General features: G+C 72.0%; 11 protein-coding genes. 8 read left to right on the top strand and 3 right to left on the bottom strand.

Annotated elements, in window-relative coordinates; all coding sequences use genetic code 11:
* Positions 1-211: 211 nt before the first annotated feature.
* Positions 212-1597 (bottom strand): diaminopimelate decarboxylase, encoded by a 1386-nt coding sequence (locus ABZ192_RS30140; protein ID WP_356927633.1) that lies wholly within the window; start codon positions 1595-1597, stop codon positions 212-214.
* Positions 1598-1731: 134 nt separating this feature from the next.
* On the opposite strand from ABZ192_RS30140, the gene hutU reads away from it, so the two are divergent.
* The 4 genes from hutU (at position 1732) to hutI (ending at position 7362) form a co-directional block, all read left to right on the top strand.
* On the top strand, positions 1732-3396 hold the full coding sequence (gene hutU / locus ABZ192_RS30135) for a urocanate hydratase (RefSeq protein WP_356927632.1): 1665 nt from the start codon (positions 1732-1734) through the stop codon (positions 3394-3396).
* Between the two features lie 134 nt (positions 3397-3530).
* On the top strand, positions 3531-4733 hold the full coding sequence (locus ABZ192_RS30130; RefSeq protein WP_356927631.1) for an allantoate amidohydrolase: 1203 nt from the start codon (positions 3531-3533) through the stop codon (positions 4731-4733).
* Positions 4724-6076: a formimidoylglutamate deiminase gene (locus tag ABZ192_RS30125; protein WP_356927630.1), complete on the top strand. Its 1353-nt coding sequence runs from the start codon at positions 4724-4726 to the stop codon at positions 6074-6076. Before ABZ192_RS30130 ends, ABZ192_RS30125 begins: the two co-directional genes overlap by 10 nt.
* Complete coding sequence (gene hutI / locus ABZ192_RS30120) at positions 6073-7362, top strand: imidazolonepropionase (RefSeq protein ID WP_356927629.1); 1290 nt, start codon at positions 6073-6075, stop codon at positions 7360-7362. The genes ABZ192_RS30125 and hutI overlap by 4 nt, the downstream gene beginning before the upstream one ends.
* A 216-nt stretch (positions 7363-7578) precedes the next feature.
* On the opposite strand, the gene ABZ192_RS30115 is transcribed toward hutI, so the two are convergent.
* The gene (locus tag ABZ192_RS30115) at positions 7579-8505 is read right to left on the bottom strand and encodes an RNA polymerase sigma factor SigF (protein ID WP_356927628.1); all 927 of its coding nucleotides are present in this window, start codon (positions 8503-8505) and stop codon (positions 7579-7581) included.
* A gap of 237 nt (positions 8506-8742) precedes the next feature.
* Between ABZ192_RS30115 and ABZ192_RS30110 the strand changes: the two genes are divergently transcribed.
* The 4 genes from ABZ192_RS30110 to ABZ192_RS30095 all read left to right on the top strand — a co-directional run bounded on the left by ABZ192_RS30110 (position 8743) and on the right by ABZ192_RS30095 (position 12108).
* Positions 8743-9120, top strand: a complete 378-nt coding sequence (locus ABZ192_RS30110; RefSeq protein ID WP_356927627.1) for an STAS domain-containing protein — start codon at positions 8743-8745, stop codon at positions 9118-9120.
* A gap of 243 nt (positions 9121-9363) precedes the next feature.
* Positions 9364-9918, top strand: a complete 555-nt coding sequence (locus tag ABZ192_RS30105) for an ATP-binding protein (RefSeq protein WP_356927626.1) — start codon at positions 9364-9366, stop codon at positions 9916-9918.
* Positions 9919-10328: 410 nt separating this feature from the next.
* Positions 10329-11036: an LPXTG cell wall anchor domain-containing protein gene (locus tag ABZ192_RS30100; protein WP_356927625.1), complete on the top strand. Its 708-nt coding sequence runs from the start codon at positions 10329-10331 to the stop codon at positions 11034-11036.
* A gap of 49 nt (positions 11037-11085) precedes the next feature.
* A complete protein-coding gene (locus ABZ192_RS30095; RefSeq protein WP_356927666.1) occupies positions 11086-12108 on the top strand; it encodes a hypothetical protein in 1023 nt (340 codons plus the stop codon).
* 75 nt (positions 12109-12183) lie between these two features.
* On the opposite strand, the gene ABZ192_RS30090 is transcribed toward ABZ192_RS30095, so the two are convergent.
* Complete coding sequence (locus ABZ192_RS30090; protein WP_356927624.1) at positions 12184-13722, bottom strand: oligopeptide:H+ symporter; 1539 nt, start codon at positions 13720-13722, stop codon at positions 12184-12186.
* Positions 13723-14159: the final 437 nt, after the last annotated feature.

Raw genomic sequence — 14159 nt, 5'->3', positions numbered from 1 at the left:
CCGGCCCCGTCGAACCCGCAAGGGGCGGCAGCGGCAGGGCGCCGCCTACCGCGCCGCCGCTGCGACTCCGGCCGCGCTTCCGGCCGCCACCGGGGCCCGCTAGGCCGCGGGTTTTTGGTCGTCACCGGGGTCGCTAGGGCGCAAGTTTCTGGTCGTCACCGGGGTCGCTAGGGCGCGGGCTTCCGGCCGCCGCCGGGGCCCCGCCAGGGCGCTACGGAAGCCCCCGCGGCGCCCGGCCGCGCACCAGCGCATCGGCCTGCGCCCCGCCGGACTCCGCCACCACCTCCTCGACCGTCTGCGCCTGGCGCACCACCGCGAAGGAGACGCGGCCCTCCCCGCCCGGCCCGAAGCCGTAAATCGCGGGCCGGACCAGCGAGTTGTACGCATAGTGGTGCGCGAAGTAGTACGCCCCCGTGTCCAGCGCCGCCGCGAAGTCGCCCTGCTCCAGCAGCGGCAGCGCACACCCCTCGGCCAGCAGGTCGCCCGAGAAGCACGCCGGTCCGGCCACGTCCTGCACCACGGCCGGGCCCTCCTTCGGACGCCCCTTGGCGTCGTACGCGGCGATCCTCAGCGGCCAGACCCCCGGCGCGTACACCGTCCGCGTCGCCACCTGCACGCCCGCGTGCGTGACCGCCACCGGCCGGCCGCCCGCGCTCTTGGCGTACTCGACCCGCGCCACGACCGTGCCGTGCTTCGCCAGCAGTGACCGCCCGAACTCCGTCACCAGTCCGTACCGCCCGTCGAACAGCCCGGGCACCTCCTCGGCCAGCATCCGCGCGTACTGCGCGTACGTCGGCGTCGTCGCGTCCGACGCGAAGTTCACCGGCAGCCCGCCGCCGATGTCCAGCGTGTCGATCTGCCGCCGCCCGGCCCGCCGGTTGATCTCCTCCGCCAGCTCGTACGTCTCCGCCACTCCCCGCGCCATCAGGGACAGCGGGACCCCCTGGGACCCGGTGTGCGCGTGCAGCCGGGTCAGCCACGGCCGGTCCAGATACGCCCGCACGACCCACTCCCGGGCGCCCTCGTCGCGCAGCGCCACCCCGAACTTCGACGTCGCCGTGGCTGTGGACGTCGCTTCGATGGAACCCCCGCCGATCTGCGGATTCACCCGAATTCCGAGCGGGGACCGGCTGGCGGCGGACTTCATCAGGCCGTCGATGCGCTCCAGCTCCTGCGGGTTGTCCGCGTTGACGGCGATGCCCAGCGCCAGCGCCTCGCGCAGTTCCCCGGGCGTCTTGGCCGGCGAGTCCAGCACCGTCATCTCCGGGCCCAGCCCCGCCGCCCGCGCCAGTGCCAGCTCGCCCGGGCTCGCCACCTCCGCGCCGATGCCCTCCTCGCGCAGCAGCCGCAGCACCGCAACCAGCGGGGTCGCCTTCACCGCGAAGGCGTGCAGCACCGGCGTGCCCGGCGCGACGACCGCGTCGAACGCGGCCCGCAGCTCCGCCGCCGACTCGCGGATGCCGGTGACGTCCAGCAACCCGACGATGGGGCTGTCGGGCCCGAGCAACCCCTGTTCGACGGCGGCCCGTACCGCCTCGTCCCGACGGGTCGCCCGCCCGGCGGCGGAGTCACTTGATCCCTCGATGTGTGCGCCCATGCATCCAGCCAAACATCCACGGCACCGCCGCGCCGACCCCGGGTGTATTGACTAGCTCTATTCATGAGGTCAGGATGTGAATAACCGCAGTAACAATCCGCCGGGAGCACCACGCACCCATCAGGAGGCAGAGCATGTCAGGACCCCGCCCCGTCCGAGCACCGCGCGGCACGGAACGAAGCGCCCTGGGATGGCAGCAGGAAGCCGCCCTGCGCATGCTCCAGAACAACCTCGACCCGGAGGTCGCCGAGCACCCCGACAAGCTCGTCGTCTACGGCGGCACCGGCAAGGCGGCCCGCGACTGGCGCTCCTTCGACGCGATGGTGCGGACGCTGCGGGGGCTGAAGCAGGACGAGACCATGCTGGTCCAGTCCGGCCGGCCCGTCGGCGTCATGCAGACCCACGAGTGGGCCCCGCGCGTCCTCATCGCCAACTCCAACCTCGTCGGCGACTGGGCGAACTGGGAGGAGTTCCGCCGTCTGGAGGCCCTCGGCCTGACCATGTACGGGCAGATGACGGCCGGTTCCTGGATCTACATCGGCACCCAGGGCATCCTCCAGGGCACCTACGAGACCTTCTCCGCCGTCGCCGCGAAGAAGTTCGGCGGCACCCTCGCCGGGACGATCACGCTGACCGCCGGTCTCGGCGGGATGGGCGGCGCCCAGCCGCTCGCCGTGACGATGAACGACGGTGTGGCGATCTGCATCGACTGCGACCCGCGTGCGATCGAGCGGCGCATCGAGCACCGGTACCTGGACGTCAAGGCCGACTCCCTGGACCACGCGCTGCGGCTCGCCGTGGAGGCCCGGGACGCCCGCCGCCCGCTGTCCATCGGCGTCCTCGGCAACGCCGCCGAGCTGGTGCCGCAGCTGCTCGCCATGGGCGCCCCGATCGACATCGTCACCGACCAGACCTCCGCCCACGACCCGCTGGCCTACCTGCCCCTCGGCACCGCCTTCGAGGACATGGCCGACGCCGCCGCCAAGGACCCGGCCGGCTTCACCACCCGGGCCCGCGAGTCCATGGCCCGGCACGTCGAGGCCATGGTCGGCTTCATGGACGCCGGCGCGGAGGTCTTCGACTACGGCAACTCCATCCGCGGCGAAGCGCAACTGGCCGGATACGACCGGGCCTTCGCCTTCCCCGGCTTCGTCCCCGCCTACATCCGCCCGCTGTTCTGCGAAGGCAAGGGCCCCTTCCGCTGGGCCGCCCTGTCCGGCGAGGCCTCCGACATCGCGAAGACCGACAAGGCGATCCTCGACCTCTTCCCGGAGAACGAGTCCCTGGCCCGCTGGATCCGCATGGCCGGGGAGCGGGTCCACTTCCAGGGCCTGCCCGCCCGCATCTGCTGGCTCGGCTACGGCGAGCGGGACAAGGCCGGTGAGCGGTTCAACGACATGGTCGCGAGCGGGGAGCTGGCCGCGCCGGTCGTCATCGGCCGCGACCACCTCGACTGTGGCTCCGTCGCGTCGCCCTACCGGGAGACCGAGGCCATGCTCGACGGGTCCGACGCGATCGCCGACTGGCCGCTGCTGAACGCGATGGTGAACGTGGCGTCCGGGGCGTCCTGGGTGTCCCTGCACCACGGAGGCGGTGTCGGTATGGGACGGTCGATCCACGCGGGGCAGGTGACGGTGGCCGACGGCACGAGGCTGGCCGGCGAGAAGATCCGGCGGGTGCTGACGAACGACCCGGGCATGGGGGTCATCCGGCATGTCGATGCCGGGTACGACATCGCGGAGACGGTGGCGCAGGAGAAGGGCGTCCGTGTCCCGATGCGTGAAGGTGACTCGGCGTGACCGCGCCGAACGGCAACCCTCCGGTGGGGGCGGGCGCATCGTCGCCGCCTGCGGGTCCGGCTGTGCCCATCCGTTCCGCCCTGCGGAACGACTGCCCACAGCCTGCACGGCCCGGCGGTGCCTCCTTTCACCAGATGTGGCGCGACCTGCTCCCCATCGGCCGCCACCCCACCTCCAACGGCTACCGGCGATTCGCCTGGACCAGGATCGACGGCGACTGCCGGGCCTGGTTCGAGGAACAGGCCGTCGCCCGAGGGCTGCGCTACGAGGTCGACCGGAACGGAAACCAGTGGGCCTGGCTCGGTGACCCCGCCGCCGGGGACGCCGTCGTCACCGGGTCGCATCTGGACTCCGTGCCGGACGGCGGCGCCTTCGACGGTCCCCTCGGAGTCGTGTCGGCCTTCGCCGCGCTGGACGAACTGCGCGCCCGGGGCGCACGGTTCACCCGCCCCCTCGGCATCGTGAACTTCGGCGACGAGGAGGGCGCCCGATTCGGGCTCGCCTGTGTCGGCTCCCGGCTCACCGCCGGACAGCTCACCCGCGAACAGGCGCACCGGCTCACCGACGGCGAGGGCGTGACCCTGCCCCGGGCCATGGAGGCCGCCGGATACGACCCGGAGGCCATCGGGCCCGACCCCGAGCGGCTCGCGCGCATCGGCGCCTTCGTCGAACTTCACGTCGAGCAGGGCCGTGCCCTCGACCTGTCCGGCGACCGGGTCGGCATCGCCAGCGCGATCTGGCCGCATGGCCGGTGGCGGTTCGACTTCCGGGGTGAGGCCAACCACGCCGGCACCACCCGGCTCGCCGACCGGCGCGACCCCATGCTGTCCTACGCCGAGACCGTCCTCGCCGCCCGCCGCGAGGCCGAACTGGCCGGTGCCGTCGCCACGTTCGGCAAGATCGCCGTCGAGCCGAACGGCGTCAACGCCATCCCCTCCCTGGTGCGCGGCTGGCTCGACTCGCGCGCCGCCGACCAGGACAGCCTGGACGCCGTGGTCGCCGGCGTCGAGAAGGCGGCAGGGGAGTACGCCGCCGCCCACGGTGTCGATCTCGCCGTCGTGCGCGAGTCGTTCACGCCCGTCGTCGAGTTCGACCACGCCCTGCGCGACGAACTCGGCCGCATCCTCGGCAAGGACACCGACCTCACCGTCCCCGTCCTGGGCACCGGCGCCGGACACGACGCCGGGATCCTGTCCGGGAGCATCCCGACCGCCATGCTGTTCGTGCGCAACCCCACCGGCGTCTCCCACTCACCGGCCGAGTCCGCCACCGAGGACGACTGCGTCGCCGGGGTACTCGCACTCGCCGACGTACTGGAAGGACTGGCGTGCAGGTGACCACAGCAGCCACGCGCACGTACTGGCTGGAGCACGCCTGGCTCGGCACACACGTCGAGCCGGGCGTGGCCCTGGAGGTCCGGGACGGCCGCATCGCCGCCGTCCACGCGGGCACCCCCGCCCCGCCCCCGGGCGCCGAGATCCTGCGCGGCCTCACCCTCCCCGGCCTCGCCAACGCCCACAGCCACGCCTTCCACCGCGCCCTGCGCGGTACCGTCCAGGTCGGCTCCGGCACCTTCTGGACCTGGCGCGAGGTCATGTACGCCACGGCCGCCCGGCTCACCCCGGACCGCTACCACGCCCTCGCCCGCGCCGTGTACGCCGAGATGGCCCTGGCCGGCATCACGGCGGTCGGCGAGTTCCACTACGTCCACCACGCCCCCGGCGGCACCCCCTACGCCGACCCCAACGCGATGGGCGAGGCCCTGATCGCGGCCGCCGCCGAAGCGGGGATCCGCATCACCCTCCTCGACACCGCCTACCTCTCCTCCGGCTTCGGGCAGCCGCCCACCACCCCTCAGCTCCGCTTCTCCGACGGCACGGCGGACGCCTGGGCCGAACGCTGTTCAGTTCTCAAGGAACGAGATCACGCGCGGATCGGGGCGGCGATCCACTCCGTACGGGCCGTGCCCGCCGACCAGCTGGCGACCGTCGCCCGGTGGGCCGAGGAGCGGCGGGCCCCGCTCCATGTGCACCTGTCGGAACAGACGGCCGAGAACGACGCCTGCCGGGAGGCCCACGGCCGCACCCCCACCCGGCTGCTCGCCGACCACGGCGTGCTCGGCCCGCGCACCACCGGCGTCCACAACACCCACCTGACCGCCGAGGACATCTCCCTCATCGGCGGCACCGGCACCGGCACCTGTATGTGCCCCACCACCGAGCGGGACCTCGCCGACGGCATCGGACCCGCCGTCGCCCTGCAGCAGGCGGGCTCGCCGCTGTCCCTCGGGTCCGACAGCCACGCCGTGATCGACCTGCTCGAAGAGGCACGCGCCATGGAGCTGAACGAGCGCCTGCGCACCCGTACCCGAGGCCACTGGACGGCGGCGGCCCTCCTGCGGGCCGCCTCGGCGGACGGGCACGCGGCCCTCGGCTGGCAGGACGCGGGCGCCCTGGAGCCCGGCGCGCTCGCCGACTTCACGACGATCGCGCTCGACTCGGTCAGGACGGCAGGGCCGCTTCCGCGGCTCGGGGCCGAGACGGCCGTATTCGCCGCGTCGGCGGCAGATGTGTCGCATACGGTCGTGGCAGGCAGGCACGTCGTACGGGACGGGGTCCACTCGCTCGTACCGGATGTGCCGCGAGCCCTCGCGGACGCCGTCGAAGCCCTGCGCGGATGACCCCGGACCGCTCCCGCGAGCGGCCGGTCCCCGCGCCCGAACCCACCGCCGACCAGGCCACCAAGGACGCCATGAGCAACGCGACGACCGTCAGCCCCGCCCACTCCGCGAGCACCGCAAGCACGCTCATCACCAACATCGCCGCCCTGGTCACCAACGACCCCTCCCTCGGTGACAATTCCCCCCTCGGACTGATCCAGGACGCGGCCGTCGTCATCGAAGGCGACCGCATCGCGTGGACCGGTGATCAAAGCAAAGCACCCGCCACTGACAATCGGGTCGACGCAGGCGGCCGCGCGGTCCTCCCCGGCTTCGTCGACTCCCACTCCCACCTCGTCTTCGCGGGCGACCGGACGCAGGAGTTCAACGCCCGGATGTCGGGACGGCCGTACAGCGCGGGCGGCATCCGTACGACCGTCGCGGCCACCCGCGCCGCGACGGACGAGGAACTGGAAGCCAACGTCACCCGTTACCTCGCCGAGGCCCTCCGCCAGGGCACCACCACCTTCGAGACCAAGTCCGGCTACGGCCTCACGACCCACGACGAGTCCCGCGCCCTGCGCGTCGCCGCCCGCCACACCGACGAGGTCACCTACCTCGGCGCCCACATCGTCGCGCCCGAGTTCGCCGACGACCCGGCCGCCTACGTCGATCTCGTCACCGGCGAGATGCTCGACGCCTGCGCCCCGCACGCCCGCTGGATCGACGTCTTCTGCGAGCGGGGCGCCTTCGACGGCGACCAGGCCCGCGCGATCCTCACCGCCGGCAAGGCACGCGGCCTGCACCCCCGGATCCACGCCAACCAGCTCTCCTACGGCCCCGGCGTCCGACTGGCGGTCGAACTCGACGCGGCCAGCGCCGACCACTGCACCCACCTGACGGACGAGGACGTCGACGCGCTGGCGAACAGCCGCACGGTCGCCACCCTCCTGCCCGGCGCCGAGTTCTCCACCCGCGCCGAGTGGCCGGATGCCCGCCGCCTCCTCGACGCGGGCGTCACCGTGGCCCTGTCCACGGACTGCAACCCGGGCTCGTCGTTCACCTCGTCCGTCCCGTTCTGCATCGCGCTCGCCGTACGGGACATGGGCATGACCCCGGACGAGGCCGTCTGGGCGGCCACGGCGGGCGGCGCAGCGGCCCTGAGGCGCACCGACGTCGGCCGCCTCACCCCGGGCGCGTACGCCGACCTGACGCTTCTCGACGCCCCGAGCCACGTCCACCTGGCCTACCGGCCCGGGGTCCCGCTGGTCACCGGGGTCTGGCGACACGGCGAGCGGGTGCTCTGACCATGCGTCGGCCGTACGCGACGAGGTGGGTCATGGCGCCGTCCCGGCGCGAGCGCGCGAAGCGGCTGGTGAGGGAGCGGCGGGCGCACTGAGGCCCGCGAGGCCCATGGGAGACGCGCCCGGGGGCGGACCGAACGGTCCGCCCCCGAAGTACAGCGTCACCGGGCACAGCGTCGCGCAGTGTGGACCCCTCATCGGAGGACCACTTTGCGGAGGTCACTCCTCGACGGTCAGCCCCTTGCGCAGCCGTACCAGCGTCCGGGACAGCAGCCGCGAGACGTGCATCTGGGAGATGCCCAGTTCCTCGCCGATCTCCGACTGGGTCATGCCCGCGACGAAGCGCAGGGACAGGATCTTCCGGTCGCGCGGCGGAAGTTCGGCGATCAGCGGCTTCAACGACTCGACGTACTCGATGCCTTCGAGCCCGTGGTCCTCGTAGCCGATACGGTCCGCGAGCGCGCCCTCGGAGTCGTCCTCCTCCGGCTGGGCGTCCAGCGAGGAGGCGGTGTAGGCGTTCGACGCCGCCATGCCCTCGACGACCTCGTCGTTGGAGATGCCGAGGCGCTCGGCCAGTTCGGTCACCGTCGGGGCGCGGTCCAGCTTCTGGGCCAGCTCGTCACCGGCCTTGGCCAGGTCGAGCCGCAGCTCCTGGAGCCGCCGCGGAACGCGCACGGACCACGACGTGTCGCGGAAGAAGCGCTTGATCTCGCCGACGATGGTCGGCATCGCGAACGTGGGGAACTCGACACCCCGGGACAGCTCGAAGCGGTCGATCGCCTTGATCAGGCCGATGGTGCCGACCTGGATGATGTCCTCCATCGGCTCGCTGCGGGAGCGGAACCGGGAGGCGGCGAACTTGACCAGCGCGAGGTTCAGTTCGACGAGCGTGTTGCGGACGTACGAGTACTCGTGGGTGCCTTCCTCCAGCGACTCCAGGCGCTCGAAGAGGGTCTTGGACAGGGCCCGTGCGTCGACCGCGTCGACTTCCTCGTACGGGGGGATGTCCGGAAGTCCGGCGAGAAGGTCGTCCTGTGTGACGAGCATCTCAACCTGCTCGATGGGATCCAGATGTTCCGGAGGGGGTGTCGACGTCGCTTTCTGGGTACGCGATGCGTCGAGCCGGGGTGACATGATGTCCTCCATCGTTCTCGGCATATGGCTGCCGGAGCCAGTACGTGCACTGCGGTGTGCGGCGCCTCCAAAGCCGGCCGTGTCGGTTACGTGTCCTACTAGGCCTACCCGCTTCCCCGAGCCCACCGCAAGTGCGTTCTGTGAGTATATGTCCGTTTGTGTGCGGTTGTTCGGGTGTCGAAGCGTGGAGGGAAGGCGTAGTGTTCGTGGGCGTCAGCAGCAGTCACGACGTCGGGAGAGAGAGACGGCATGGACCGCGGGACAGTCGGCAGCGCACAGTCTGGCCGGCTTCTGGTGGAGGTGCGGGAAGAGGGCTCTAATGCCGTCGTGACCCCGGCGGGTGAGTTGGATCACCACACCGCCGATCTGTTGCGTGAGCCACTCGAAGACTGCCTCTCCAAGGGATTCAAGCGCCTGGTCATCGACTGCGCGCGGCTGGAGTTCTGTGACTCCACGGGGCTCAACGTGCTCCTGGGTGCCCGTCTGAAGGCCGAGGCCGCGGGCGGTGGTGTGGCACTCGCCGGGATGCAGCCGGTGGTGGCGCGCGTGTTCGAGATCACTGGTGCGGATGCGGTCTTCAGCGTCCATGACACGCTTGAGGCGGCCCTGGCCGACGAGTCGGGCTGAGCCGCGGTGTGTCGGCGCGCCGAGCCTCGGCCATCCCTCTGTGACCGGTGTCCCGCCCCCGTCGCGCCTTTCGCGCCGAATACGGGGGTGTTCCCCCGAGCCGCCCGGGCAGGAGACATCCTGAAACGGTCGGCCGCCAGGGCGGCGGGGGCGCCGCGAAACCGTCGTGCCGCGCACTGCGTGACTGACTGTGTAGTGATTTTTTTGAATTGTGAACTGGTGAATCGGTGAGGTGAAGCGCTGATGAGCACCACCCGGCCCTACTCGCCGGGCGACCGCGGGCCGGAGCCCAGCGGCGCTTCCGGGGCGTCCGAGGGTGGCGTACCGGCGGGCGGTGCGTCCGGCGAGGGCGTGGCCGCGCCGTCCGGAGCCGCGGCACCGCCGGGGGGCCGGCAGGTGCGGCGGCTGAGCTTCGACGGCGTCAGCGGTGTCGTCCCGCTCGCCCGCGACTTCGCCCGCCAGGCGCTGTACGCGTGGGGCTGGCTGCCGGCCGCCTCGGCGGACCGGCGGGCCGCCGCCGAGGACGTGCTGCTCGTCGTCTCCGAGCTGGTCACCAATGCCTGTCTGCACGCCGAGGGGCCGGACCAGTTGTGGATCACCTGCGACAACAAGGTGATCCGCATCGAGGTCGCCGACCGGGGCACGGGTCAGCCGTCGCCCCGCACCCCGCACCGGGCCGGCCGCCCAGGCGGTCACGGCATGTTCATCGTCCAGCGGCTGTGCCTGGATTGGGGCGTCGTCCGCACGCCGGGAGTCGCCGGCAAGACGGTGTGGGCCGAACTGGGAGCTCCTGCCTGATCAGGAGCCGCCTTGGCTGGTCCGGGGCGCTGTGAGCATGCCGGCGGGGCTTCGGCTGTCCTTGGCGCCCGTGTGGGGCGAGCTCGGGCTGTTTCTCGGGCGCCTGACCGGATGGCTGATCGACCGCGGTACGGGCTCCCCGCACTCTAGGTGATCGACCGGGCACGGCTTCGGCTGTCCGGGTGACCGGACGGGTGCGGACTCCGGGCCCTTCTCGTGCGGCCATTCGGGTGAAGGGCCGAGCGGGCAGTTCCCGCCCGCACTCCCCGCCCATCCCCCCGCCCGTCACTCCCCACACTCCGGATCGCCACAGATCCGGGGCGCACTGTGTCTTCCTTCCTCAACGCCCCGGGCGTACCTTGACGGCCCGATCTGATGCGCCGTCAGGAAACAGGAAGGGGAGCGGCTCCGTGTCGTACCGGAATCGAACCGCCGCGCTCGCGTCCGCCGCGGCCCTGGCCGGCTCGGCGGTGTTGATCGCCGCCCCCTCGGCCCGGGCCGAGGTCGTCGACGTCAACTACCAGTGCAAGACGCCGATCGGCGACAAGAGCGCCGTCTCGCCCATCGACATCAAGGGTGTCAAGAGCGGCAGCGGCTACCGGATCACCATGTCCTGGCAGAAGGGCGTCTCCTCCAGCCCGGTCGAACTGGGCAAGGGCGCGATGACCCCGAGCGCCACCATCGCCCTGGGCGGCGCGGACAGCGGCACCCTGACGGTGACCGGCCCCGCCAACGACGCCGCGATCCCCGCCAACACGCCGATCAAGATCAACGACCTCAGCGGCACGTACACGCCGAAGAAGAGCGGCGAGGTCACCTTCACGGCCGGCGTGCTCACCATCAAGGCGCTCGGCACGACGACCACGTGCACGCCGACGAACGACCCGGGCGCGTCCCTGACCCTCGACGTCACGGCCGCGAGCGGCGGCGGTGCCACCGGCTCCACCCAGGGCGGTGGCTCCAACCCGGGATCCGGCTCCGGCGACGAGCTCCCGCAGACCGGCCCGGAGGACTCGGCCGTCGCCCTCGGCACCCTCGGCGGAACCGTCCTGCTCGCCGGCGCGGCGGGCGCCCTGTGGCTGACACGACGTCACCGGACAGCGCGAGTACGCCACTGAGCGCACCCCCGCACCCCCCGCACGACCGCTGGAGCCGCCGATGCCGCCGATGCCGTACGTCGCCCATGTCCCGTACCTGTCACCGCGTCTCCTGCTCCGTCTCCTCCTGGCCCTCCTGCTGGTGCTCCCGCTGGGCCTGGCGGGTGCCGGGCCCGCCGGTGCGGCGGACCGGCCGGTCGTCGAGCTGTCCAGGGCCCAGGCCGGGACGGGCGGCTCGGTCACCGTCACCGGCAGCGGCTGGCGTCCGCGTGCCCTGCTGACGCTGCTGGTCTGCGGGCAGGCCGAGCCGTCCCGGGGCGTGACCGGCGGCACCAACTCCTGCGCCAACGCCGACGGCCGGGCCGTCACCACCGACGCCGAAGGGCGCTTCCGCCGCGAACTGCCCGTCGTGGAACCGCCCGTGCCGTGCCCCTGCGTGGTGCACGTGGCGACGGTGACGGGGGCGGGGGCCGAGGCCGACGCGGTCCTCCGGGTCGCCGGGCACGCGGTCGAGCCGCTGCCCGCCGACCGGGCCGGCGGGCGGCTGTCCCTGCTCGCGGACACCCGGCTGCGGGGCTCCGACGGGCTGCTGACCTGGTTCGGCTCCCCGCCCGCCCGGACACTCGTGGTCACCGTGGGGAACGTCGGGACGTCCCCCGTGAAGGACCCCGTCTTCCAGGTCGGCACCTCCCACGGCGTGTTCGCCCCGCAGTGGCAGGACCAGCGCTGGCGCGGCACGATCCGGCCCGGAGGCAAGGCGCGCATCGAACTCCCCGTGCAGCTCGCGGCCGGGGCGCACGGCGACTACACCGTCTCCCTGAAGTACGGCGGCAAGGTCCTCGCCGAACAGCCCTGGGGCGTGGGCCGCCCCTGGGGCGTGACCCTGTTCTGGGTCTTCGTCTGCCTGGTCGTCCCGGCGGCGCTCTTCCGCGCCGGCCTGGCCGTCGTCGACCACGCACGCCCCCGACACGCCGTGCACGCGGCCCGCCCGCCCCGTCGCCGCCCGCGCCTGCTCCTGCCCGCCGCACGCCGGCCCCCGGCCCTGCCATGGGTCTCCCCGGACGCCGAACCGCCGAGCTCGACGAGGACATGAAGGACGAGGACATGAGAAAGGGCCGCCGCACCTCGAAGGTGCGGCGGCCCGTTCGTCAGGGTCCGGCGGGACGGGTCAGTGGACGTCGCCCATCAGCGCCTTGACTTTCCTGCGGTACATGTACACCGCGCCACCCGCCAGGGCGGCGAGGACCGCCTCCGCCGCGACCGCGCCCGTGCCGCTCAGGTCGACGCCCCCGACGGCCGGGTTGGAGAGCAGACCCGTCACCGAGTCACCCGCCGTGACCGCGAGGAACCAGACGCCCATCATCTGGCTGGCGTACTTGGCCGGGGCCATCTTCGTCGTCACCGACAGGCCGACCGGCGAGAGGCACAGCTCACCGACGGTCTGGATCAGGTAGATGCCCACCAGCCACATCGGGCTGACCAGCGTGTCACCGCCGGCCATGCCCAGCGGCAGCAGGAAGAAGAAGAACGAGACACCGATGAAGAACAGCGCCGCGGCGAACTTGGCGACCGTGCTCGGCTCCTTGCCCTTGCGGTTCAGCCACAGCCAGAACCAGGCGAAGACCGGGGCCAGGGCCATGATGAACACCGGGTTCAGCGACTGGTACCAGGACGACGGGAAGTCGAAGCCGAGCAGCGAGCCGGAGGCCTTCGTCTCACCGAACGCCTGGACCGTGGAACCGCCCTGGTCGTAGATCATCCAGAAGGCGGCGGCCGCGACGAAGAACCAGATGTAGCCGGTCATCTTCGACTGCTCGACGTCGCTGAGCTCCTTGTCCCGCTTGATGCGGATCAGCACACCGGCCGGAATGATCAGGCCGATCACCGTGAGCGGGATCATCGCCCAGTTGAGGGTGAAGTGGCCGGTGAGGCCGACGACGCCGTAGAAGACCGCCGCGACGGCCAGCCAGAGCAGGCCCTTGCGCAGCCAGGACGCGCGCTCCTCGGCGGCCAGCGGCTTGGGTACGACGCTGCTCTGCGGGCTCAGGTTCCGGGTGCCGACGAGGAAGGCCACGAGGCCGATGCCCATGCCGACCGCGGCCAGACCGAAGCCGAGATGCCAGCTCACCTGCTGGCCGACCGTGCCGATGATCAGCGGCGCGAAGAAGGCACCCATGTTGATGCCCATGTAGAAGATCGTGAAGCCGCCGTCACGGCGCGGGTCCTCCGGGCCGTCGTAGAGGTGGCCGACCATGGTGGAGATGTTGGCCTTGAGCAGGCCCGAGCCCAGTGCCACCAGGGCCAGACCCGCGAAGAAGGGCGCCTGGCCGCCGGGCAGCGCCAGCACCAGGTGACCGGCCATGATCGTGACGGCCGCGATCGCCACCGTCTTGCGCGGGCCCCAGACCCGGTCGCCGAGCCAGCCGCCGGGCATGGCGAGCAGGTACACCATCGACAGGTACACCGAGTAGATCGCCGTGGTGGTGGCGAGGTCCATCCCGAGCCCGCCGCCCATGCTGCCCTTCTTGGCGTCGGGCCCGCCGGAGAGCAGGTACACGACGAGCAGGGCCCGCATGCCGTAGAAGCTGAACCGCTCCCACATCTCGGTCATGAACAGAGTGGCCAGTCCGCGGGGGTGGCCGAAGAAGGTCTTCTCGGAGCCGGGGGTGCCCGGGCGGGCCGAGTCCTTCGTCAGGCTGGACGCCATGGTCGTTCCTTGCTGGTCGGGACGCGCTCCGCAGCAGCGGTGGGTGCGCCCGGGGGGAGCTGCCGGCACCGGTTCGTACGGCCGTCCGCCCGACGCCTACGGGGGTCCGCTCCGGGTCACGGAGCGGTGGGCGGTCGCCACCGGGATCCACGCCTCTACGCGCGTATCCGCACGACGAGGCCCGGCCACAGGTCGTTTCGGGTCCGGGGGGCCGGCGAACCGGTCCGCGCACAGACCCGCACACAAAAGAGACCTCCAGGGGCAAACGGCCTCCGAAGGTCGCCATGGTGCTACAGGCGTTGATTCACCATACGGCAGGACACCGCCGTATATGGAAGGACTTGAGACACGGATCACAGGTGTCGGGGGAACCGCAAGCCCTATTTCCATGGTCCTTACCAGGATCGCACCCCACAGGCAGAGGTCTGTGCGCCTAC

Origin of the sequence: Streptomyces sp. NPDC006235 (assembly GCF_040613735.1) — a bacterium.
In the GTDB taxonomy this organism is placed as follows: Bacteria; Actinomycetota; Actinomycetes; order Streptomycetales; family Streptomycetaceae; genus Streptomyces.
This window is presented reverse-complemented; position numbering and strand designations above follow the sequence as displayed.